18 protein-coding genes are annotated in these 24,573 nt (G+C 45.5%); 15 read left to right on the top strand and 3 right to left on the bottom strand.

Going from position 1 to position 24,573, the window contains the following annotated elements; translation table 11 throughout:
* Nucleotides 1-26 precede the first annotated feature (26 nt).
* The 11 genes from AC5JBY_RS33195 to AC5JBY_RS33145 all read left to right on the top strand — a co-directional run bounded on the left by AC5JBY_RS33195 (nt 27) and on the right by AC5JBY_RS33145 (nt 13,692).
* Nucleotides 27-1,400, top strand: coding sequence for a sialidase family protein (locus AC5JBY_RS33195; protein ID WP_495909019.1), 1,374 nt, complete (start codon nt 27-29; stop codon nt 1,398-1,400).
* A 2-nt stretch (nt 1,401-1,402) separates the two neighbouring features.
* Nucleotides 1,403-2,527, top strand: a complete 1,125-nt coding sequence (locus tag AC5JBY_RS33190) for an SGNH/GDSL hydrolase family protein (protein WP_495909018.1) — start codon at nt 1,403-1,405, stop codon at nt 2,525-2,527.
* 14 nt (nt 2,528-2,541) lie between these two features.
* Complete coding sequence (locus AC5JBY_RS33185; RefSeq protein ID WP_495909017.1) at nt 2,542-3,600, top strand: hypothetical protein; 1,059 nt, start codon at nt 2,542-2,544, stop codon at nt 3,598-3,600.
* Nucleotides 3,601-3,610: 10 nt separating this feature from the next.
* A complete protein-coding gene (locus tag AC5JBY_RS33180; RefSeq protein WP_495909016.1) occupies nt 3,611-4,444 on the top strand; it encodes a class I fructose-bisphosphate aldolase in 834 nt (277 codons plus the stop codon).
* Nucleotides 4,445-4,651: 207 nt separating this feature from the next.
* Nucleotides 4,652-7,927, top strand: a complete 3,276-nt coding sequence (locus AC5JBY_RS33175) for a SusC/RagA family TonB-linked outer membrane protein (RefSeq protein ID WP_495909015.1) — start codon at nt 4,652-4,654, stop codon at nt 7,925-7,927.
* An 85-nt stretch (nt 7,928-8,012) separates the two neighbouring features.
* Entirely contained in the window at nt 8,013-9,488 is a 1,476-nt protein-coding gene (locus tag AC5JBY_RS33170; RefSeq protein ID WP_495909014.1) for a RagB/SusD family nutrient uptake outer membrane protein, read from the top strand.
* Between the two features lie 38 nt (nt 9,489-9,526).
* A complete protein-coding gene (locus AC5JBY_RS33165) occupies nt 9,527-10,564 on the top strand; it encodes a hypothetical protein (RefSeq protein WP_495909013.1) in 1,038 nt (345 codons plus the stop codon).
* Between the two features lie 9 nt (nt 10,565-10,573).
* Nucleotides 10,574-11,359, top strand: coding sequence for an SDR family oxidoreductase (locus AC5JBY_RS33160; RefSeq protein ID WP_495909012.1), 786 nt, complete (start codon nt 10,574-10,576; stop codon nt 11,357-11,359).
* Between the two features lie 470 nt (nt 11,360-11,829).
* A complete protein-coding gene (locus tag AC5JBY_RS33155; protein WP_495909011.1) occupies nt 11,830-12,387 on the top strand; it encodes a hypothetical protein in 558 nt (185 codons plus the stop codon).
* Between the two features lie 65 nt (nt 12,388-12,452).
* On the top strand, nt 12,453-13,010 hold the full coding sequence (locus AC5JBY_RS33150; protein WP_495909010.1) for a 2OG-Fe(II) oxygenase: 558 nt from the start codon (nt 12,453-12,455) through the stop codon (nt 13,008-13,010).
* A gap of 55 nt (nt 13,011-13,065) precedes the next feature.
* Nucleotides 13,066-13,692 (top strand): hypothetical protein, encoded by a 627-nt coding sequence (locus tag AC5JBY_RS33145; protein WP_495909009.1) that lies wholly within the window; start codon nt 13,066-13,068, stop codon nt 13,690-13,692.
* Between the two features lie 180 nt (nt 13,693-13,872).
* On the opposite strand, the gene AC5JBY_RS33140 is transcribed toward AC5JBY_RS33145, so the two are convergent.
* Nucleotides 13,873-14,358 carry a hypothetical protein gene (locus AC5JBY_RS33140; protein WP_495909008.1) on the bottom strand — a complete coding sequence of 162 codons (486 nt, stop codon included), beginning with the start codon at nt 14,356-14,358 and terminating at the stop codon, nt 13,873-13,875.
* A gap of 416 nt (nt 14,359-14,774) precedes the next feature.
* Here AC5JBY_RS33140 and AC5JBY_RS33135 point away from each other — a divergent pair, with 416 nt between their 5' ends.
* Genes AC5JBY_RS33135 through AC5JBY_RS33120 form a run of 4 tightly spaced genes read left to right on the top strand, consistent with a single transcriptional unit; the run spans nt 14,775 to nt 22,295 of the window.
* Entirely contained in the window at nt 14,775-17,012 is a 2,238-nt protein-coding gene (locus AC5JBY_RS33135; protein ID WP_495909007.1) for a hypothetical protein, read from the top strand.
* A gap of 1 nt (nt 17,013) precedes the next feature.
* Complete coding sequence (locus AC5JBY_RS33130; protein WP_495909006.1) at nt 17,014-21,192, top strand: hypothetical protein; 4,179 nt, start codon at nt 17,014-17,016, stop codon at nt 21,190-21,192.
* Nucleotides 21,192-21,671, top strand: coding sequence for a hypothetical protein (locus tag AC5JBY_RS33125; RefSeq protein WP_495909005.1), 480 nt, complete (start codon nt 21,192-21,194; stop codon nt 21,669-21,671). The genes AC5JBY_RS33130 and AC5JBY_RS33125 overlap by 1 nt, the downstream gene beginning before the upstream one ends.
* Before the next feature lie 9 nt (nt 21,672-21,680).
* Complete coding sequence (locus AC5JBY_RS33120; protein ID WP_495909004.1) at nt 21,681-22,295, top strand: hypothetical protein; 615 nt, start codon at nt 21,681-21,683, stop codon at nt 22,293-22,295.
* A gap of 182 nt (nt 22,296-22,477) precedes the next feature.
* On the opposite strand, the gene AC5JBY_RS33115 is transcribed toward AC5JBY_RS33120, so the two are convergent.
* Both AC5JBY_RS33115 and AC5JBY_RS33110 read right to left on the bottom strand, forming a co-directional pair.
* Complete coding sequence (locus AC5JBY_RS33115; protein WP_495909003.1) at nt 22,478-23,722, bottom strand: MFS transporter; 1,245 nt, start codon at nt 23,720-23,722, stop codon at nt 22,478-22,480.
* Nucleotides 23,723-23,793: 71 nt separating this feature from the next.
* The gene (locus AC5JBY_RS33110; protein WP_495909002.1) at nt 23,794-24,573 is read right to left on the bottom strand and encodes an SDR family oxidoreductase; all 780 of its coding nucleotides are present in this window, start codon (nt 24,571-24,573) and stop codon (nt 23,794-23,796) included.

Genomic DNA, 24,573 nt, shown 5'->3' with positions numbered 1-24,573 from the left:
CATCTTCTATTCAACTGCTACATACCATGCGAAGACTTGTTGCCATACCGGCTTTGTTGATGATCGCTACCGGCGCTATGTTTACTGCCTGCCGCAGCCCGCAAAAAGCAGGCGGCAGCAACCGTGCACTGCAGGTAGATGAAACGCCAGCTGTTGCCATCAACATCGACTCCCTCACGCCCGGCTTCGCGGTATACAATGCTGCTACGGTTCATTATGGTCGTGCAGGTAAGCAGACCTACACTATTCAATTCAAAACACCCGTAGTGGTGGATGTGGCCACCAAACCCGAGAAGTGGGGCTACTTCCAGTTTCCTACGATCGACAGGCTGCCCAACGATGCCATCCGTGTTCGCTGGAACCTCAATGATGATGCGATGGAAGCTTACGGCAACCATAAATTCGGAGAAGCTGTTTCTACCAATAAAGGCGCTTCCTTTCAGTTAGCCCCGCAACACACGCCCCTGACAGGATTGGTACTGCCCAATGGTGAACGCCTTACCATTCACACACCCAAGCCCATTCCCGCTGCAGAGCTGCAACTGCCCGAAGCCATTGGCGGTTCGATGGATACGTATACCAAGTCTACTACTAATTATTACCGCATGCAGGACCTGCCTGCAAAAGCACAAGGCATATACTTTGATCGTTTGGCTGCTGGTGAAACGAATTGGAAAACAGTACCTGCCACGCTCACCGATCCGCAGGCTGCGCGTTATACATTACGTGGCAACCTGCCCATCATCTGGTGGGGAGACATGCACCTCGCTGCCGATAAATCTATTGTAGCAGGCGTGTACCCCGGCTTCTACGTAGGAACGAATGGCAAAGCTGATCCTTTCCATCATATCTTCTTTTATCGCTCTGCTGACAACGGTAATAACTGGAATATACAGGGACGCATTTTTTATAAGCCCAACTTAAAAATAGATACCAAAGGTGAAAAACGGATGGGCTTCACAGAGCCCGGCTATGAAGTGTTGCCCGATGGCTCGATGATCTGTGTGGTGCGTACGACGGATGGCATTGGTAATGGACCGATGTACGTAAGCCGCAGCACGGACAAAGGCGCTACCTGGTCGCAGGCAGAAGTGATGACGCCCTCTGGTGTGTTGCCACGCCTGCTGCAGCTGGAAAACGGTGTGCTGGTGATGTCCTCCGGCCGTCCGGGTGTACAACTGCGCTTCAGCAAAGATGGGAAAGGGCAGGCGTGGAGCAATGCCTTTGAAATGCTGCCCTGGATCGATTACAAAGACCAGGTATCCTGTGGCTACACTGGCCTGCTGGCTACCGGACCCGATCGCTTCCTGCTGGTGTATTCCGATTTCAGGTACCTGAATGAAACAGGGCAGGTAAGAAAAGCCATCAAAGTAAGAGAAGTTATTGTAACACCTGAATAAACATGATCACCGTACGCCTGCTGCATATGATCCTTTTTTGTAGTGCCCTGGCATTGGCTGCCTGTAGTGCAGGCAAGCGGCTGTCTGCAGGAAAGGAGGAAGGGTTCATTCTATTCAGTGATCAGTATATTCAATACGAAGGAAGGGTAGGGATGACAGATAGTACGGCGGAATTGTATTGGTCGGGCACAATGGTGACGCTGCGTTTTACAGGTACGGGCATCAGTGCGGTATTGCAGGACTTCAACGGGCAAAACTGGTTCAACGTGATCATCGACAGCCAGGTGGTGAAAAAGATAAAGATCGATTCTGCAAAGAAAACATACTTGCTTGCGGAGAATCTGCCCTCCGGTACACATACGCTCACGTTGTTCAAGCGAACGCAGATACACAAAGAATACAAACGTGGCTACACAAAGCTGTATGGCTTTCAACTGGCCACTGGTGCTGTTGCCATGAAACCGCCTGCAAGGCCAAAGCGCGCTATAGAGTTTTATGGCAACTCCGTTACCTGCGGTCATGCCATTGAAGACACGACGGGCAATGACAGCGGCGCCAGCCTGTTTGAGAACAATTACCTGGCTTATGGTGCGTTGACGGCGCGTCATTTCAATGCCCGCTATCGCTGTATCAGCAAAAGCGGCATTGGCCTCATGGTGAGCTTTGGCGCACTCATCATGCCTGAAATGTTCAACCGGTTGAATCCTTTCGATTCTCTTTCGGTATGGGATTTTAAGAACTATACTCCGGACATTGTGGTGGTGAACCTGCTGCAGAATGACCAGGCTATTGTGCACCGTCCGGAATACGAACATTTTAAAAAACGTTTTGGTACACAGCCGCCCAACGCAGCACAGGTTACAGCGGCGTACCAGCGTTTTATTCAGCAGCTGCGCCAGCAATATCCGCAGTCGCATATCATCTGCGCACTGGGCAGCATGGACATAACGCGTGAGGGGCATGAATGGCCTGGCTATGTGCGGCAGGCAGTGCAGAACCTGAACGATAAGAAAGTATACACCCACTTCTTTCCCTATAAAGGCACGCCCAAACACCCACTGGTGAAAGACCATGCGGTGATGGCCCAAAGCCTTATCAACTTTATTGATCAAACTATTAAATGGTAATGAAAACAGTTTATATGAAAACATGGTGCGTACTAATTGTCACAACAAGCCTCTTATCCGGATGCAGCAACCTGCAACAGGTGACAGATAATACTACCTCATCTGCTACCGCACAAACAGCAGCCAAAGATGATACACCCGTTGTAACAAAGATCTGGGACAGTGCACCGCATAGCGCCTTCACTTCGCTCGTACGGTTCAACAATGCTTTCTATTGCTGTTTCCGCGAAGCAACCAAGCATGTAGGCGGCACGGATGGCAAAATACGCATCATCAAGTCTACCGATGGCAAGCAGTGGGAGAGTGTTGCCCTGCTGGAGAAAGCTACCATCGATCTTCGTGACCCGATGTTGTCCATCACACCAGATAACCGCCTGATGGTATCCATTGGTGGCTCTGTGTATCACCCCGAAGAACGTTCAAAGCTGCTCGGCATGAGCCCGATGGTATCTTATTCCGATAAGAATGGCGCCAACTTTTCCGAAGCAGAAAAGGTAACTGTCAAGGCGCCCGGCGACAGGAACTGGATCTGGCGCGTTACCTGGCACAAGGGCACAGGCTATGGCATGAGCTACCGCGAAGGTGGTCTCTACCTCATGAAAACAACCGATGGTAAAGTATTTGAAAGCGTTACGAAACTGGATATTACCGGATACCCCAATGAAAGCACCGTTCGTTTCGATAAGAACGATCAGATGTACGTGATGGTGCGACGGGAGAAGGATGATAAGATGGGTATACTGGCTAAAGGAAAACCGCCTTACAACAACTGGACCTATGATACCATGAGCCTCCGGCTCGGTGGTCCCAACTTTTTATTCTACAACAAAGAGAAGCAACTGGTCGTGGGCACCCGCCTGTGGGATGAACCAGGTGGTCCCATCACGGGCATACTCGTTACCGACCTGGATGGAAAAATATTGAAGACGATCAAGCTGCCGAGCGGTGGTGATTGCAGCTATCCCGGACTGGTATTGTACAAGGATACCTGCTACGTAACCTACTATTCTTCACACGGAGAAAAGTCTGCTATCTATTTCACCGCCATTCCGTTCAAACAATTGAAACCATAATCACCCATTCATGAAAGCGTATCGGTTAAACCGCCTTTTTAATCCGTTATCGAACAAGTGTTTTGACGTAGCCATCGATCATGGTTTCTTCAATGAATATAGTTTCCTGCAGGGTATTGAATATATGCCCGATGCGGTGCAGGCGGTGATCGATGCCGCCCCCGATGCCATACAGCTAACGCCCGGCCAACTGCATTATCTGCAAAGAACGCCCGGCAAACAAAAGCCGGCACTGGTGTTGCGCACCGATGTGGCCAATGTATATGGCAAGTCATTACCCGCAACAGCCTTCAGTAAAATGATCGATCAGCCGGTGTTGCAGGCGGTGCGTGCAGATGCCACCTGCTTATGCATTAACCTGTTCAGTATTCCCGGTGCACCGGAAGTAACGGCACAGTGTATCGATAACATCATCAAAATAAAAACAGAAGCAGATCATTATGCCATGCCGTTGATGATCGAGCCACTGGTATTTCAGCCCAATGAAAAAGCAGGCGGCTATATGGTAGATGGCGACCTGCAAAAAATATTACCACTCGTGCGCCAGGCAGTAGAACTGGGCGCCGACCTCATCAAAGCTGATCCCTGCGATAATATTGACGAATACCACCGTGTTGTACAAATTGCCGGCGAAACGCCTGTACTGGTACGTGGCGGTGGACGTGCTTCCGATGAAGAGATCATCACCCGCACCAGTAAGCTGATGAGTCAGGGTGTGGCGGGCATTGTATATGGCCGTAATATCATTCAGCATCCTAAGCCTGCAGCCATTACCGCTGCATTGATGGCCATTGTTCATAAAGGAATAACAGTAGAAGAAGCGCTGGCAATCGTGCGTAAATAACCAACCTGATAAGCCCGGCCGATCATTCGAAAGATTGTACAGCAAAGAGGCAGGATCGTATCATAGCCGGGTACAATTAAGCAGTAATTTGAAACTATAATCGGCAACATAACTGGGGCAATTATTTGATCGCCCGGAACACTCCTTGTCCTGTGGAAAACACACAGGCTGCTATAACTATTTTGTTCAGGAATCAAAATTAACAGTATGAAAAGAACTGCTGCAGGGTATAAGCTATTATGCCTTCCCTTGCTATTGCTCATTCTGCTCTCTTCATGGCGCGCAGGCGCACAAACAACGGTCAGCGGTATCGTTAAAGACGTACAGGGCAATCCTATGTCCGGCGTAACGGTTATCGAAAAAGGCCGCACCACGGCAGCCTCCACCGATGAGGCCGGTAAATACAATCTTAGCGTGTCCTCCCTCACTGGTACCCTGGTATTTAGCTACACGGGTCATCAAACGCAGGAAATAGCTATCAATGGCAGAACGACCATCAACATAGCACTGGAGAAAACAGATTCCAAGCTCGATGAAGTAGTCGTGATCGGCTATGGTAAGCAGTCGCGTGAAAAGATAACCACCAACGTCTCCAAGCTTGATCAGCGTACGCTGGAAAACGTACCTTATCCCAACCCGCTTTCTGCGGTGCAGGGATCTGTATCGGGTGTGCGTGTACAAAGCTGGAGCGGCCAGCCGGGCGTGGCGCCACGTATCATTTTAAGAGGCGGTACTACTATCAACAACCCCAACGGCGCAGCCCCTTTATATATTGTAGATGGAGTGATCCGTTCCAACATCGATGATATCGCTGCCGATGATATAGAATCTTTACAGATATTGAAAGATGCAGCCGCTACCGCTATCTATGGCGCACGCGCCAGCAATGGCGTAGTGCTCGTGACCACCCGCTCAGGAAAAGATGGCATTGCACGCATCAATTATTCATACGATATCAACTTCGCCGATGCAGGTACACAGCTGAGAGAATACACCAATGCGGAAGAGTACATCAGGTATGCACGGCAGAGCATATTATGGACAGGTGTGAAACTGCCGTCAGCTACCACCACATCGCGCCTTCAGTCGGCTACCGGCTATGGCACAGGCAATGACCTCACCAAGGGTACCGCCTTTACGCCTCAGTATCTTACTCCGCAGAACGAATACAAGTTGCAGGAAGGGTGGAGCAGTATGCCCGATCCTGCTGACCCAACCAAAACCATCATTTTTAAAGAAACCGACTTCCAGTCGCTCACCTACCAAACAGCCATCACGCACAATCATTACATCTCCGCTTCCGGTGGCAATGAGAAAGTTAAGTACAATGGAAGCGTAGGCTACCTGGATGCAGAAGGCATTGGCCTTAATTCGGATTACAAACGCCTGACCGCTTCTTTCAACAGCTCTTTACAGGTAAGGAAGAACATCCGGGTGGATGGCCGTGTATTGTATGCCAATACGGATTATCGCTTTATCAACGGCGATCCGCAGGCGCAGTTCAGTACGCTGACCAATACTTTCTATAGAAGCCCGTCATTACCTTCTACTGCAAAGTACCAGTTTGAAGATGGTACCATCGCACCTGGTCAAAGCAACAGCGCCGGTAACCCACATTATTACCAGACTGGTCCTTATGCACTGCAGGCTAAAAATACCCGTCAGAAACTGACGATTGCCGTAGGCGGCAGGTGGGATATCATGCCCGGCTTATATTTTGAACCACAGGTATCTTCTCACCAGGATCAGAATTTTGGCCGCTCCTTCCAGCCTGCATTCCTGTCGAACGTAACCACGCTCAACTCTACCCGTGCAGCCTCTCAGTCATACAGCAACACACGTACCTGGCAGGCAGATGCAACGCTTACGTATGGTAAAGTATTCGACGGCCACAACGTAGAGGCCAAAGTTGGCTACTCTTATTTCAACAGGAAAACATGGGGCGTAACGGCTGCCGGCGATGGTGCAACTACCGATCTTATTCCTACCGTGAATGCGGCTTCCACACCACGTACCACTACTGGTTCCGAAGGACAGTTTGTGACAGAAGGTGTATTTGCGCGCATCAACTATGACTATGAAGCCCGTTACCTCTTGTCGCTCACAGCCCGCCTCGACGGCGCTTCGAGCCTTGGTGCTGCCAACCGTACTGGTTTCTTCCCGGGCGTGAGCGCCGGCTGGAACCTGCACCGCGAAAAGTTCTGGGAGTTCATGCCGCAGGTTATTTCCAACTTTAAAATAAGAGCATCTTATGGCGAGAATGGGAACGTGCAGAACCTGTCGGAATTTGGCTGGCAAGGCCTGTTCAATGTAGGCGCCCGCTACGGTGGTGGTGGCGCTATTACACCAGGTGCTATTCCCAACCCCGATATTCAATGGGAACAGACCCGCGTGTTTGACGGTGGCTTCGAATTGGGATTATTCAAGAATCGCATCAACGTAACCTTTGCTTACTACGACCGCGTTACCGATAACCTCATCACCAACGTATCACTGCCTACCTCTTCGGGTTACGGCAGCGTACAAACCAACAATGGTAGCCTGGGCAACAAAGGCGTTGAGCTGGACCTCAACCTTAATGTGCTGGCGCCTACCTCCAAACTGCAATGGTCTGTCAACTTCAACGCTTCCAAAGTAAAAACAGTTGTGTTGAAGCTCCCCAATAACGGTGTGGAAGGCAACCGCATCGGTGGTGTCAACATCTGGGATCCCGTTTCCAAAGCTTATGTATGGCGGCCAGGCTTTGGCGCTGGTTCCGTATTCGGCGATCCGAACTCCTATATGGAAGGATATCGCATCGGTGACATGTTTGCCTTCAAACAGATTGGTGTGTATGCTACAGATGAAGCAGCGGCCAACGCTCCACTGGATATGAGTGCAGCCGTAGACCAGGTGAACCCTGCCAATGGTCGCAAGAAATATGGTGGTGATGTGAACTGGGCCGACCTCGATGAAAATGGTATCATCGACAGCCGTGACCTGGTATACGTAGGTAATATGTTCCCTACCTGGACAGGCGGTTTCAGCAACTACTTCACTTATAAAGGTTTCAACCTTAACATACGTACCGACTTCACCCTGGGACACACTATCTACAACTATGCGAAGGTGGTAGCTGATGGCCAGCTGCAGGGCGACCTGATGCCAACGAAGGACTACATCGAAAAGTCATGGAAAAAGCAGGGCGATATTACCGATGTGCCCCGCTACCTCTGGCAAAACTCACAGGGCAATATCAGCCGTAACAGCACGTACTACGAGAAAGGTGACTTCCTCTGCATCCGTGAAGTGAGCATTGGATATACGTTCCCTTCAACATTACTGCGCAAGATCAATGTTAGCAACCTGCGCGTGCATGTTACCGGCAACAACCTGTATTACATCACGAAGTACAGAGGTCCCAATCCGGAAGATGGTGGTGCTGATAACGGACGTTATCCCAATGCACGCAATTTGACCATTGGCGCCAACCTGACTTTTTAATTCAGTGTCACCTGCGAATTGTCACCCTGAGCTTGTCGAAGGGTTGTTCAAAGCGAAAGATCATTAACACAGAATATTTAAGTATATGAAAACAGTATACAGCATCATATTCCTGGCGGCGATTGCCCTGGTGGGTTGTAATAAAAACCTGGAGATATCGCCCGTCAGTTCCATTACCAAATCATCCTTCTTCAAAACAGAAGGAGATGTACAGGGCGCCCTCAATGGCATGTATGCCAACTTCAGGATACAAGCTGATATCAACCTCTTCATCTGGGGAGAAGCCCGCAGTGAGATCATGACCGGTTCTATTGCCGGTAGCCTTGGGTATGAACGATATTACAACAACAGCATGACGGTTAGTAATGGCGGACCCGAATGGGGTGGTGTTTATTCCACCATCAATGCAGCCAATCTTATCATCAAGTATACACCTGATATTTCTTTTGCTTCTGCCAACGACAAGAACAATGCATTGGCCCAGGCTTACACCATGCGCGCCTATTGCTACTTCCTGCTGGGAAAGATCTTTGGCGGAGTGCCTATTCGTGTAGAACCTACTGAAAGCTATGATCCGCTCACCATTCAGTTGCCACGCTCTACCGAAGCAGAAGTGTTTACATTGATCAAGGCTGATCTGGAGAAAGCAACTACCGGCTTCCCTGATTTTGCGTGGCCCGCTGGCCGCAACAAGTGGAGCAAGGCAGGCGCCAATGCCCTGAAAGCAGATGTGTACCTGTGGACAGGCAAGCGGCTGAATGGCGGTGCAGCTGATTTTACGACGGCGCTGGCTGCCATCACCGAAGTGGAAAAAGCATCCAACCTCACCTTGCTGACCAACTTTGCAGACATCTTTAAATATGAGAACAAAGGTAACAGTGAAGTCATCATGGCTATTCGCTTCCAGGTAGGAGAAAGCAACAACATGACCTTTGCCCACAACATGTATGCGCCCAACACCAGCTACCCGGCCTATGTGCCACAGTCGCAGCGCGACAGTGTGGGCGTAACGATTGTCGGCAATGGCAACGTGTGGCGCATAACACCTGCAGTGAGGGCACAATTTGTGACCGGCGATACGCGTAAGGCGGCTACTTACATCGACATTCAGGGCACCGCTGCCAACCAGTACTATACCAACTATGGATTGAAATACAATGGCACGGTAGAGAACGGCACACGCTACCTGGCCAGCGACTACCTGCTGTATCGCTATGCCGATGTGGTGCTCATGAAAGCGGAAGCTAAAAATGCGCTCGACCAGGACCCTACTACGGAAATCAACAATATCCGTAAGCGTGCCTTTGGTACCAACTACCCCGGAAAGGAATTCGTGAATGGCAATAAAGCACAGAATGATGATGCTATTCTTAAAGAACGCCTGTTGGAGTTTACGCTTGAAGGTAAAAGATGGTGGGACCTCGTGCGCTTTGGTAAAGCATTCGACCTGGTGCCCAGCCTGAATGGGAAGCAGGCGCAAACACATTTGCTGTATTTCCCCATCACGGTAGCTACCCGCACCCGCGAAACCCTGGTAGAAGAAACGCCAGGCTGGCAATAAACATACTGTAACCTTAACCCCTCATAAAACTATTGGACATGCACTTTTATGGATTGATATTGATGGCAGCTGTTGTGCTCTCGGCTTGTGGTAAAGACGACGATACCGCAGCAGACACTTTTGCCTTTGCTCCACAAAAGATATACGACGGCTCCACCCACAATGCCTTCACCGACCTGATCCGCTACAACAATGCCTGGTATGTTTCCTTCCGCGAAGCAGCCAGCCATACGTCTACGGCCACTACGGTGGGTAAGGTGCGCGTGCTGAAGTCTACCGACCTGAAAGCATGGACCAGCGTGGTAAACCTTACGATCACCCGCAAAGACCTCCGCGATCCGAAGCTCTCCATCACGCCCGATGGCAAGCTGATGCTGTTCATGGATGTAGAAGAGTTCAACGCTGCTGGCACTGCGGTCATCAACCGTAAGCCTTATGTATCTTTTGCTGATGCGGCCGGCAATACCTTCTCTGCACCTGAATTGTGCGTGTTGTCTGCAGACATTTTGAATACCCACAACTGGCTATGGCGCGTGACCTGGCACAAAGGAGTAGGGTATGCTGTCGATTATCTCGGCAAGGGCTTTAATGTGGTGAAAACAACCGATGGCAAGAACTTCGAGAAGGTGGCAACCATAGCAGTAGACGGTCAGCCCAACGAAGCTACCATCCGCTTCGATGCGCAGGACCGGATGGTAGTGCTCATCCGCCGCGAAACAGAAGGTGCTGAAGGAGTATTGGCCACTGCAACAGCACCCTATACCAGCTTCACGCAAGTTAAGTTGCCTTTCCGCGTGGGCGGCCCCAACTTCGTGTTTCTCGACGACCAGACCATCTGTATCAGCTCACGCTGGTATGCGCCTAATGGTGAAGGCAGCGGCACGGTGTTGTGGGTGACTGATATGGCAGGTAATATCAAGCGCAAACTGCGCGTGCCCAGCGCCGGCGATTCCAGCTATGCCGGTATGGTCATTGAAGGCGATACCCTGTATTTTTCTTATTACACTTCTCATCATGGGCCCACGCATGTATACTGGGCATCCATACCTTTGTCGGAACTGAAGAAAACAAAATAGATACCATCAATGGATACGAACATATTGAGCCTCGCCGGTAAAGACGTGTGGGTAATAGGCGGGGCGGGCTACCTCGGCCAGCCGGTAGTGAAACTGCTGGCGGCTGCCGGTGCAACCGTACTCTGCGGCGACCTTGACAACAAGGCCGCCGCCTTTGTTGAAGGCGCGGGGCTGTCGGGCGCTGTAACGCCCGCCACTGTGAAGATCGATGAAGAGGCGTCCATCAAATCATTTGTGCAGCAACAGGTAGCTGCACGCGGTGTGCCACATGGACTCGTGAACCTCACCTTCGGTTCTACCGCCAAAAAGCTGGAAGAGCTTACCGAAGAGGACTTCGATAAGGCCAATCACCACAACCTCACTGCTACTTTTCTGCTGGCGCGTGAAGTGGCCACGCAGATGGTTGCGGCCGGTAAAGGCAGCATCGTTTTGTTCAGCAGCATGTATGGCATGGTATCGCCCGATCCTGCGCCGTATGAAGGCACGCAGATGAACAAGAACCCTATTGAATATGGAGTAGGGAAGGCTGGCGTGATACAAATGACGAAATACATGGCCGTACATTATGGCAAACAGAACGTACGCTTCAACTGCATTTCTCCCGGACCTTTTCCCAACCCCACGGTACAAACCAACAACCCTGAGTTTGTAGCCCGCCTGGCAAAGAAAGTGCCCATGGGCCGCTTTGGCCAGCCCGCTGAAATAGCCGGCGCCGTGGCGTTCCTGCTCTCCGATGCCGCCTCCTTCGTGACCGGACAGAATATTGCGGTAGATGGAGGGTGGACGAGCTGGTAGAAGTATGTTCCAAAATGGAACTCACTGAATTGTTCGGAAAACCCGAACGGTTCGGCGAACTACCGGGAAATTCTCGGTAGTTGGTAGGGGGACTTGCGGTAACAAATATTGTATAGGTCTATATACGAAATAAATAGCCATAAACTGTTGTCAATAAGTACGATATGACTTATCTTAGATATCCAACTCTCTTCCTCTTTGGTTATGTACAGTCTTAAAAAATATGACTCTTTTCGGGTATTCACGGTAGCCCGGCCGGACTTAAACGTCTTTTCTTCCTACGCTCCAGGTACGCTTGTGGTGCGCTCATGATGCGCTTGTGGTACGCTCGATACCTTAGTTTGCTATAAGGCATACATAAGATTGATATGAGACAGCTATAGGAGCGGTATTAAACCGGGGCGGTGACACCTTTCCCGAACATGCTTGTTTTGGTTATCGAAAGATTGTACTTTCCGGAAATTTCCTGCATGAAGAACCTTTCCCTGAAAGCGCTTAGCCGCAATGCGATCATCTTGGCCTGTATTGTTGGTGTTGTTCGTTTATTGAATTACCTGCTTTTATTTCAACTCCCTGCTAAAGCCAGAACGGCCATATACATGATCTTCCCGCATGATGTTTTTGAGAACATAAGAATACTGTTGTTTAGCGGTACCAGGTCTTTCCTCCGCGATCTCCCACTTTTTACCCTGCTGTTGGCTGCAATGCTGGTGGTGGCAGCTGTGCAGTTGAAGAAGAACGGCAAAACCTTACCCCTGAAACTGTGCTACTTCTTCCTGATCTTATCTATCGTGCTGGCTATTCCCGGCTTATTCACCGGCTACCAATACATGATGGATTTATATAACAAGCAGATGGCCACCCCGCATACGAAACAGAATGGTATCCTTGGCCTGATCGATAGCTTTGCCGAGGTTTCCAAACCTTCTTTGCCTTTGCTTATTGCACAAGTAGTCATTCTGCTCGGCTATGCCGCCTGGTGTGGATGGCAGATCAAGGGACTGTATGCGCTGGATAAGAAGCGCTAAAGGTTCATTTGAAACTTTTGTGCTAAATTCAATATTGGTGATGCCATTGAACTTACAACAGACTTATGCAAGTAGACCAGTTAGCCAATAACATTTTTACCATTGACAACTTTTGGACAACGCAAGAGTGTGAAGACTTTATTGCCAAAAGTGAAAATATAGGATACGAGCCTGCTACCATCGATACAGAAAAAGGGCAAAAGGTTGTGGAGACTGTAAGAAATAATAACCGGGTGCTGTACAAGGATGTTCACCTGGCTGATACTGTTTGGCAAAGATTGAAACCCTATGCACCGGCAGCAATAGGTAATAGCAAGGCAGTTGGGTTGAATGAACTTTTCAGGGTTTACAAATACCAACCCGGGCAGGAGTTTAAAAAGCACAGGGACCAAAGCTATATTCGTAACGATATAGAAGCAAGCTACTTCACCTTTATGATCTACCTGAATGGTAATTATGAAGGTGGTGAAACAACCTTTAACGGACTGGCAGTCGTGCCTAAACAGGGAATGGCGCTCCTTTTCCTCCACGACTTGGAGCATGAAGGTAGCCCCGTAAAGCAAGGTATAAAGTACGTTTTGCGTACTGATATTATGTATAGACTCGAAATGGAAAATGATTAGTTGTATGTGACTTAATCCCTTTTGAAGCTTGCACAAGAATATTTCATCCTTTACTATGACTGTAATTAAATTATTTTCAACCTTATTATTGGGCGTATTTTCCCTGACAGCTATTGCACAAACTAAACCGAAGCCTAATGCTGGTAACACTGCTGCGGTAAATAAGCAATTTAAGCAAAAGGACACATCGTATTGGGTTGATAACTTTCGGCAATTCAGAGACGCTTTGTATCAAGCGGATAAACCAAAGGCAAAGGTGTTTTTCGATTTCCCGTTTAACAATGAGACAAACGAGATATGGTATTTAGCTTATGCCGGTAATGATGAAGCCATTGATAAGCTGAGTGCAACCGTAAAACCACTTACAGAGAAAGACTTCGACAAATACTTCAGTAAGATCTTTTCACCCGAATTGATTAAATGCCTGTTGCCCATTAAGACGGATGAGTTGTATAAAAAGGGCGAAAGTGAAAGCCCTGAATTGAAAAGTGGTTCTACAACCTATAAGCTGTATGTCACATACACTAAGGCTGATAGTACGATCGAATTGAATCTTGCGACCAAAACGTCTTACAAGATTTCAGCTACCGAGTATGAAACAAGCGAGTCGAATTATATTTATTATTTTCAAGTGCTACCGAACGGGCATGTTAAATTTAAGAAGCTGCTAATAGCGGGTTGATAAAAAACAACCGGTTGCCACCCCGAATAACTGTCACCCTGAGCTTGTTGAGAACAAACTTGTTCTGTCATTTCGAATGGAGCCATTCGGGGCTTTAATTATACAGGAGTAGCGGCGTAGTGAGAAATCCCGCAGAGCGGGACAAGTTATGCTTGCGAGTCAGGCGGCTATCTCCTTCTATCAGGCGGGCGATCCAGAATAGTCTCCCTGGCGAAGTGCGCGCAGCAAGCGGCGGTTCATGTGTATTGTAAAACGGGCGATGGCTTCTTCTTCGGTTTTTGGTACTTCCGCTGCCACTCGTTGTTCTTCCTGATGTAGGCAAAAGAGCTTGACCTCCTGCGGTGTATATCGTTGCTGTAGCCATTCCAGCACATCTTTTTCCTTCCACTCATATTTCAACCAGGTCATGGCTTTGCCGGTGAGCTTGCGGTATAACGCATGCTGCTTTTGGTGGGCTGGTACACCGGCATATACTTTCGAGTCAATCCGGGAAGCTTTTGCCAGCAGGGTAGCATACTCCATCGTCTTACGAAAAGCAGGGTCCTTCTTCACCCGCTCACCCGTCAATGAACTGCGGCTGCGCATAAAATAACGCTCATGCATCTTATAGATGCATATAGGGCCAATAGTGCCTGTGACAAGCGGTATACCTTCAAACCATGCCATTCGATTGTTTTCTACAAAGTTAGAAGGTCAGTCAGGCCCTTGCGAAATTATGTCGCGGACTCCATAGGAGGTTGGGGTGGGTGCCAGAGATGGCGGGGTGGAAGCATCAGTTTTACGGAATAGCCAGGCATTCTTTCTAGGCCCCGTTTGGCTCTTTCTTGGTGGTTCGATACGGGCTTCAGGAATGCGTCATCCTTGCAGGTTAAAGCGTATTTGGAGCAGAGGTTAGCCTGAAACGGTGTAAGGGTAAGATCTCCTTGGCTTACCTTTTAGACAAAAAGATTGCATAAAATAATTCACATCAGGATGGTTACTCTATGGGGGTGATACGTTTTTATACTATAGTAAAAATACTAACTGGCATAGTTAATATGTTCAGTCCTTTGTTAAGCCAATTTTAGTCAACCCCTTACAGCATGAAGGCATCTATTAACGGTGTACTGATGAACAGTGCTATTCAAATTACTGAAAACCATTTTACGATTGTTTTTGACTTTGCCGCTGATGTCTATATTGGGGGAGAAGTTTGCTGCCTGTTGAACAATACACTAGAACAACTCTCGAAGACCAAAGTAAGCAATCAGGGTACTATTAAATTAGTGATTTACCCTAGTAATCAACAAATTGACCTATCTATATTCGGACTTCTCTGTCTTATCAAGAGTAAGTGCCCTGCCGTCGGAATAGTATTCGATCTGAGGAAATTGGAAGACGATACTCAACACGGATTGTCGTTTAAGATTAGGCAATACTGTACGGCTTCTTACCTATTTTTTGATAAAATCATTCTTGAAATCCAATACAAATCAGGGTTATTCAATATAGAAAATGTAAGCTCCAAGGAATACTGGCTTCTCATTTCAAGCAAGTTTATTCCGGTATTCAAAATCGATGATGCTTTTAATAAGACAGGATTTCTTGAACCACCATCTGAAGATGCTATCTCTGCTATTTTTGGTGCCGCCAAAACCATTAATACAGACAAGGTTGCCAATAAGCTTTTATTACATCTCGGATTGTCTGTTTCTTTTACCCAGTATTACTTATTGTGCTTAATAGACGCATTGGAATATCTACGTATATCCCATTATTTTATACAGGACTACGCCGATAGAAAAATCAGTAAGAACATTTCGTCCAAGTTATGGATCAAGATAGCAGGTGATCCTTATAAGGATTATTACAAACCTGTAAGCAATATTTTGTATAAAGTCCTTCATCAGCCAGGTCTTTTAATCCTTATATTTTCGCGCTTGGTTGCTAATATTATACCTGAATATACCAACCGCCCAACTGACCGTGGAGTGACATTTAATTCACTCGCGCTCAAAATTGAGGAGATCTATAACATTAGCTATACCATTTTTGGCGGTTTACGTGAAATTGCAGGCAATATCATCGAGCATTCTTCTGAAAGGAGTGGATTGTTGCTGGCAAGGATTTTCAAACTAGATGAACTTATAGCATTCAAAAAACTCAGCTTCCCGGGCTTCGAAAGCTATGGAAAAAGGTTGGAAGCGCAATCTTCCGATCAGCAATACTTATTGGATATTACGGTACTTGACTCAAGCACTATCGGGATTGTTGAGTCATTCAGCTGCCGTACTAAACAGCAGCAAAAAAAGGCTCTGGCTTCTATAGTGCCAGAACAGCCGTCAGTCTGGATTGCAGATAGGAAAATATTAGACGATTTTTTTTCCTATCCTAATGCCGGTTTAGGACATGAAATATTTCAGGTTATCGCCAATGCCGGCCTTATTGTATTTAATAAGAATGTTGAACAGATGCAAGGATTCTTTTTTGTTTCATCGCCAAGCAAAGATGTCTTGCCCATTGATGTATTCAACAACCAGCAACTAGCAGGTATTTCGCTCAATAAGGGGTTCTATTCAGCAGGTACTCATTACAATATCGTTTTTCCATTATTTCGCAAGGCTGCAGCAGCTACCGAACTCATCCATGTACTGTCTCACAGCACATGGAACAATTATTCCGAAAACAATAGCATACTAGATTACAGTTATATCAGACCAGGTAATACGCCAATAACCCCTATGGCTTTGCTGGAAGTAGTTATAGAACACAAGCCGATTGACATACATGACAAGTACAGTCAGGAGATTGAAATAGTCCAGGAGGTGGTCAATAAAACCAAGCGTTATGAGGCTTCTTCTGTAATCCCTGTGATCCATCTCGGCAATTCGGGCTTACAACATGCCGGTCCAGGCCACCTGATACGCATATTGGCTGGCATTAAATATAAAACCACGTTCAAAGATATAGTTGTTATGGGTTGCCCAATAGAATCCGTCATGGAAGTTTTTGAATTGCTACGTACGAATGAGAAGCGGTTTTGGAGCGATAGTTATTGCGTAGTATTTTATGTCTCATCCGATAATCATTATCTACCCATCACTTTGTTTTGCAATAGCTATGAAGAATGCATTCGTTTGAACCATCTTTCGAATGATATCCTTATCGGAAATGAAATACCGGAAGTTGATTTCCCAAATGTATCAGGCTCCAGGTTATTTGATCATGCAGACGAAAAACAAGCAAGGATGGTAGAGATCGATACTGTTATAGAGGTAGAAGGCCTTACTTTATTTGAACACTATGCAAAGGCTTGTTTATTAAAAGAATTAAACGATTAGCATGACTAAAGATTTTAATTTCCAGGGATATAAAATAAGCAATAGTCATGTCCGGCTTGGCTCCAAGATACATATCCAGGATTTTTACTACGCCAGCAGGATGTTTCAGCACAGTTATTTTGCCAATCGCTTTGCCATTCTAATAACCCGGCATATCATCAATCTGATACATCAGCAAGGGCTGAAGGGGAAAAAGTTGGTTATTGTAGGGTATGGCAAGTATTCGGAGCTACTGGTAGTAAGAGTCATGAAGATTCTGGAATTACGCAACAAAGTGACAGAACTGGAATCTGTCAATTACGAGATCATTGGCGATACAGAAATACCTTCGCTTTTGCGACAGCACAAATTTAGCAATCAGGACCGTATCATCTTCCTAATACCGGTGGGTTCTACCCTATCCACAGGCATCAAAATGCGTAATTTCTTATTACAAAACCCGCAAGTAGTGGCCAGCAATATCATCGAGCCATTTATCAATATTTTGTTGGCAACTGATGGCGAACTAAATGAAGCAAGGCTCGATCTATTCCGAAATAATGAGTCAGATATCCTATCCCAGTATGGCTGGAACAATATAGATCTGGAGCAAAAAATAATAAATGTAAATACCCTGGACAACGAAGGCCCTATTATTATAGGCAACAACTCTCTCCATAAGAACAACAATAGTATCATTAAAACATCCGTTAATCAAAAATACTTTATTGCCCTAGAAAGTAAGTGGCATAATATACATAATTGCGAGCTTTGCTTTCCACATAACCCTGATACAACTGAAGCTGAATATGCCAAAGAACATCCGCTTATAGAAACCGACCGTGCTTCAGTCACTCCTCAGCTAATCCTAAACGACCACTTTAATTTCTCCGGAAAAGAACTGAATCTCAATAAAGATGAGAATAAAATTATATTGGACCCTGCTTATCATTACTATGGCCATCAATTTTACGGAGGGAATGAGCATTTTCATTTTATCAAACCTAGCGAGTTTCTTGAAAAGCATTATGCACAAGTGGAAGATTGGTTAAACGGTATTAATACTAAAGTAAGCATACTACATAAAGCGCACGGATGTAAAGTAACGCTTATTGCGCCCGAAGGGAATCTGAACTCGAATTTTACTTCACTCATCAACGAATGTATTTTCAGTAACACTGCCAACATCATTCAATACAATACTAAAAACGACTTCGTTCAGAACTTTATTCAGCTATATCAAGACATTATTAAGCAGTCAGAATACATATTTTATGTTGATGATCTTGTACTTACTGGTTCTACTTTCCATGCGTCGAATAATTTTATCAGACAATGCCTGGAAGGCGAAAACAAAATATCCAAAGGTTTTGATGCAGTAATAGCGCTAATCACACGAGCTGACGATTTTACGATTCGCCATATGGCCAGAGAGCTAAACCAAAGCGGAGGTCCAAGCGATAAAAATATTTACGCCTTTAAGCATTTGCGAATCCCTCCACTTATTTACAGTCACTTAGAATGCCCGGTTTGCAAGCAATCCAATCTATATAATGAAATTGCCGAGCGGTGTGGACTTACTACCCTCCGGTACTTATTCTTTTATAAAAGTTATGAATTAAAAGTCAGAAGCTTCCCTACTAAAACACCTCTTTTTACGCCACTTAAATACTATTTAGATGTTTCTTATGACTATAAAGGAGAGCAACTGGATAAAAAACAAGTTATTGATAATGTAGAAATAATTGAGGGTCTTTATAAAAACCAGCACTTACTTAAACTGGTAATAACGGACCTGTTACTTCGCCCGGAGGCGAATGAATATTTTCGCGGCAATAATACTTTCAATGACCTAGTGGGCCACATACACGAAAAAATGCGCCAGTATAAGAACATTGTTGTAGTAAAACCAATATGCAAAGAGATCTTGATAAAATGTATTACTTTGCCACCTTTTACATATCACAAAGGCGTAAAAGAAACAGTCTTCAGGTGGATCATTGAAGAGACAGACCACTTCATGAAAAATACCATTTTACGTCGCAATGGCCTATTGGTGAGCAATAAGATCACCGACTATTTTTACCTGAAATTATTGCTAAAGCGCCTGTCTTTGTTGAAATCTAACTACTTATTGCGCAAGCGTACGTTAGAAAACATTTTGAAAATGTATGCTTCCGGCGTAGAAGAATTTTTGCAGAAAAAAGAAGCAAGGGCTGAAGGCAGGAAACATTATCTTAAACAGCTTGCCACGTACCTGCATGCCTACCAACATTTACTAAATAATCCTGGAAAAAAATCGCTGGAAGGAACACTCGCGGCAATAACCACTAAAACATTTTCTTCAGAGGATATCCATTTCATGGAAAAAGTACTTAAGTCTCCCTCCTCAGCCCCTCCCTCTCTTAATTATGTGCACGACCTAGAAGCTCACATTAAATACTGCCTGCAAGGCATTCAGAATATCGATACGCTCAATGCTACTTTGAATGGGTACCAGTATTTTATTGTAGCCTGCGTTAAAGAAATTATCCATAATAACGAAGCCAAAGCTATTAAATTAGAGACTAATATCAATACGCTGTACAAAAGCAATAAGTCGCAAATAGACAGAATTACTGACTTTTACCATCTTTTACGCATAATGAAGCTGGAGAACGTAGGAATCTTTAAACAATTCCTTGAACGCATACAGGATACTTCCAAAAATAAACCTGAAAAGCTGCTTCTACAGCACATTGATTTTAAATTTATTGAAGCCCAAAATAAACCTAGTAATTATTTTCTAAGACCTGTATTCGACCTGTTACAATTAGAAAATGAATTCTTACATGATGATACCAAGCGGACGCCGTATGTGTTTGATCAATTTATGCATGTATATAGAGAGCTGACTGGTTCGATAGCAGACAATTCCAAACTTAATACCAAAGTCACGTCCATACTAAATGGAGTCCTGTCTTTAATGGGTCTGGATCCTTCCATAGCTTATATATCGCTAAGTGTACAGGCTACACCCGCACTTGCCGGAAAATATAAAGCAGAAGCACTTACTACATTTACCAATAAATCACATTTTATAGCAGATATTTCGAAAAATAGTTTTATACCAACCATGTATGGCGGTATTACAGCAGATATTAACGGCCCACGGCAAACCTTCACCGAATTAGTTTGCCAACAAGGCGATTATACTACTTTGGTAGACCCACTGTATGACGTAGAAGGCAACAAACTTGATAAGCAAACTTTCAAAGAATTTGAAGAAACCAAACGCAATAAATATAATCATTTGCTATTCTATCGAATATCAGATGTGACTGGCCAGACTGACGAAAATATTTCTGATATCCCAGTTGGTGTTTTATTTATTGCCGTTCAAAATCCTAAAACACTTGATAGCTGGTATTTTAACTGTGAGCGACTTCGCTATCTTTTATTGTTGCAAGGAAAACTCATTGCTTTTATTCGCCATCATATATTAAATGACGGATTCAGGGCATTTTTAGAAGAAACTCAAAAGCTTCATTCGCTTACGACCTACCGGCATGGTTGGAATACCTATATCAACCAGATTCTAAAAAAAGTAGAAAAAATTGAAGGAAATGAAGACAAGAAGGCATTATTGATTCCCTGGATCGATCTACTTCTTGACCAGACACGACTGGCGCGTGACCTTTTGGTCATTCAGTTCATTCCTGACAAGATGGAAAGGCTAAAGAGGCTTGAATTATCAAAATATACCCGGGAAAGAATATCCAGTTCATCCTTAAAGACAATACTGGAGGAAAAACTAAAACTGGCTTATTCTCACGATAATTCAAAGCCTTACTGCATACCAACGGTGGAATTTAATCATTTTGATCAACCTGATAAAGAGTTCATCATCTACAGAGAAATATTTTCTATCATCATTCATGAAATTATTACCAACATTATCAAATATGCGCGAAATGAATCAAAAGATCAATATATAAAATTTACGCTTACTGAAACTGATGGCTATTCTTATCTCGAAGTTCTCAACCCATTTCATGAGAAAAGCCACTCACAATATGAAAACCGTTTTAGTGAAGGGAGAGGCATAAAAATGATCCTTGAAATATACAGGCGGGTTTTTGACTTACAGGAAGTTGAAATCGGCCCAAATGAAAAGGACAATACGTTTTTAGTAAGGTTACCCTTAAATATCGAGGATTAATGCAAAAGAAAATACTGTTTATTGAAGATAAATATTGTGATTATGAGCTTCTTCATGAGGGGCTATCCCAAAGGTACGCATGCTATCCGCATATTAATGGTACATCCGACGAGTTTGAAAAGTTCTTGGAATTGTTCAGCGATTACCTTGACACTCCAACAAACGCGATAGAGACCAAGCTTGTAAACTATATTATTGGAATCAACCCCGATATCTTCATTGTGGATATAGCGTTATTTGAGGAAGGAGTTGGTAACAGGCTTGATTTTTCGGGAGGAATACTCAGACAGGAATTCCTGGCCAAACATTTTCCACGTACGCCAGCGGTAATACTTACCCAGTATCTTGATCATGAAGTAAACCAGTTTATGCAAGTTAGAGATGTTCATGTATATAAATATGAGTTCAAAGGAGCCTACCCAAATCCGGCCATCATTAGACATTTATCCGGAATTTTTGAATCATTCACTCATTGGTAAAACCATTTTATGCAAAAAGATAGCCGACATACCATCGATAAAATGATCGATCAGATTTTTATGCTACTTATGATATTAAGTGTTATCGCACTGCTCTTATTAATGGGTGCAGGGCTGTACTGCTGTGTTTATGCAGTTTTTAATGACCTCGATGTGAATAAACTATTGAAAGGTATTGAATTCATATTTATTGCTCCATTACCTTTGTTAATCGGAAGCGCGTTTTACAAAATGTATACTAAAACAATTAAACGCACAGTAATTGGTATAGAATCGAACGTAGATTTTGAAAGAGATCAAATCATGGTAGATCTTACCATTACCAAATACCTTTTTACTTCTACCATTATATCCACTTTACTAGTAATTTTAATAGAATTTTTGTATCGTATGATACAAAGCAAAGACCCCGATCACTATTACACGATCATTATTCTTGGGCTGGTACTCTTAGGAATGCTTATATTTTACATTACCCGTATTAGTTCGCACCTTGATCACAAGATCAAAGATTCAAAGGATAGTATTCAAAAACGTGTAATAGATACTTTTAAACGAAAGAAAATTCAGTTAAAAGACCAACTAGATCCCGATCAAGATGGAGGGACTACTTCCAATATATAAATGTTTATGAATCAAATCATTATCGGTAAATTGCCAAAAAGGGAAGTTGATGAAAATTGGTTAACGCAGTTCGTTTATTGCATGGTATTAATATTTCTGAAGAAGAACATCTGGAGGACGTCTATAGTCGATTGGAAATTCTAACCCTTAAAGTCATTGAAAAAAAACCTACAAACTGTATCTCACTCCCTCAACCTCCACAATATCCCCGCACACACCAACATCATCACCGCTGCAAAGTGAAAGAGTAAGCTAATATCCACATGCGCATCGCGCAAAGCTCCACCTGCATACAACCCAATTCCCCCTACAATACAGGAAAACAAGTTGAGGATGCCGTACCCCGTAGCTCGGTAGCGCTCATCAGACACCATACAAAGAATAGGCATCATATTCGTGTCACTGAAAGCGCGGGTGAGACCATAGATCATGAAGCATGCTACCGCGAGGAAGAGAATATTAGTCATGCTGCCAACGAAGACAAACGGTGCCGCAATACACAGGCCAATAGCCGGTACCAGTATCCGTGCACGCGGATTGGTCTTGCTCCAGCGGTCGGCGAGGAAGCCGCCCAACAATACCCCGGCAAGAGAAGCAGGATATAAATAGCCGGTAGCATAGACGCCTGCCATAGACTGAGAAAGCGAAAACGTTTCTTTATAGTAAGTAGGAAGCCAACCCAACACGAGCCAACCGATAACACCCAATAGTCCCCAAAAGACCAGCACCATGATAAAGCCCTTGCGACTGAACAGGTCTTTCACAGCCTCACCCAGCTTCACAGCTGGTGCTTTGGGTGCATTATCTGTTGCAGGTATAGCAGCCTTCGGTGCATCTCTTAATACAAATAGCAACCCCACTGCATACACCACACCGATCATACCGATCAGGGAAAACGCTTTCGTCCAGGTATAATCTTCCGCGATCCAGCCACCTAAAAATCCGAGGCTTTGCCCCAGCATAATGCCAGTCATGTGAATGCCCGTAGCAAGTGAGCGGGTGGAACCACGGTGATAATCAGCGATCAGTGCCAGCGCAGCAGGAATATAACAGGCTTCGCTGACACCCATGAGCGCACGGGTAAACAGCAATTGGTTGAAGGTTTGCGCATGTACGGTGAGCCAGGTCACCAGCGACCAAACAAATAAACTGATAATAATAACACGGCTGCGACTATAACGATCAGCAAGAAAACCAGCGAAGGGACTCAATAATCCATATATCCACAGAAATACCGAAGTAAGCAGACCAAACTGGGCATCGGTCATCGGGATGGCTTCCACGATGGATGAGCGCATAGTGGTGATCATGATGCGGTCGAGGTAGTTGAGTAACCCCACGACGAACAGCAGACCCACCACCAGCCAGGCACGTGCACCCGGTTTTGATACTGATGCAGGAGATATTGTAGAGAGCGCAGTCGCCAATTTCTTAATGTTTATATGATTAATGAATCAAGTTACAATTGCCGATTGCCGACACTGCCGATTGCCGTCTCCTAAGCATGCATCCCCCCATCCATCAAAATATTCTCCCCATTGATATATCCACCCGCTGCCGATGCCAGCAACACTACCACACCTTTAATATCATCCTGGTTGGCCATGCGGCGAAGGGGTACCTTCTTCGTATAGTTGGCAAGGAACTGTGGATGCTGGTTGTTGAACAAACCACCGGGACTGATACAATTCACCCGCACATTCTTACCCGCCATCATTCTGGCCCAATAACGGGTGAGGTTGATGAGGCCACCATTGTGAAAGAAGTAATCGGGTGGGGGATTGGTGCTCATATCGGTGTTCTCGTAATTGGAAAGATCAGGGCCAAACATACCCATCATCGACGCAATATTGATAATGCTACCACCACCGCTTGCCACGATCAGCTCCGTCATCTCACGCATGAGGTCAGTCATACCTGTAGCGTTTACGTGCATCGACTCTTCAAACTCCTCGATGGGGGAGTCGTAGTTCTTCATGGGCCGCGATACCGCATTGTTTACAAACACATGCAGCTTGCCAAACTGCTTGCTGATCTGTTCCTTCAATTGTAGAATAGAAGCATGATCACCTTGGTCGAGTGGGAGGGCGTGTACGTCTAATCCTTGCGCTTTGAATGCCTGCGTCACCTGCTGGCCTGCTTCCAAACCGCGTGAGGCGGTGATCACGGTAGCACCTGCTTCGGCGAGGCCCTCTACCATACACTTGCCATACTTGCCGGCACCGCCGGTTACCAGTGCTACTTTATTTTTTAAGCTGAACAGTTCGTTGATGTGCAT

The sequence above is a fragment of the Paraflavitalea sp. genome (genome assembly GCF_059502485.1).
This window is presented reverse-complemented; position numbering and strand designations above follow the sequence as displayed.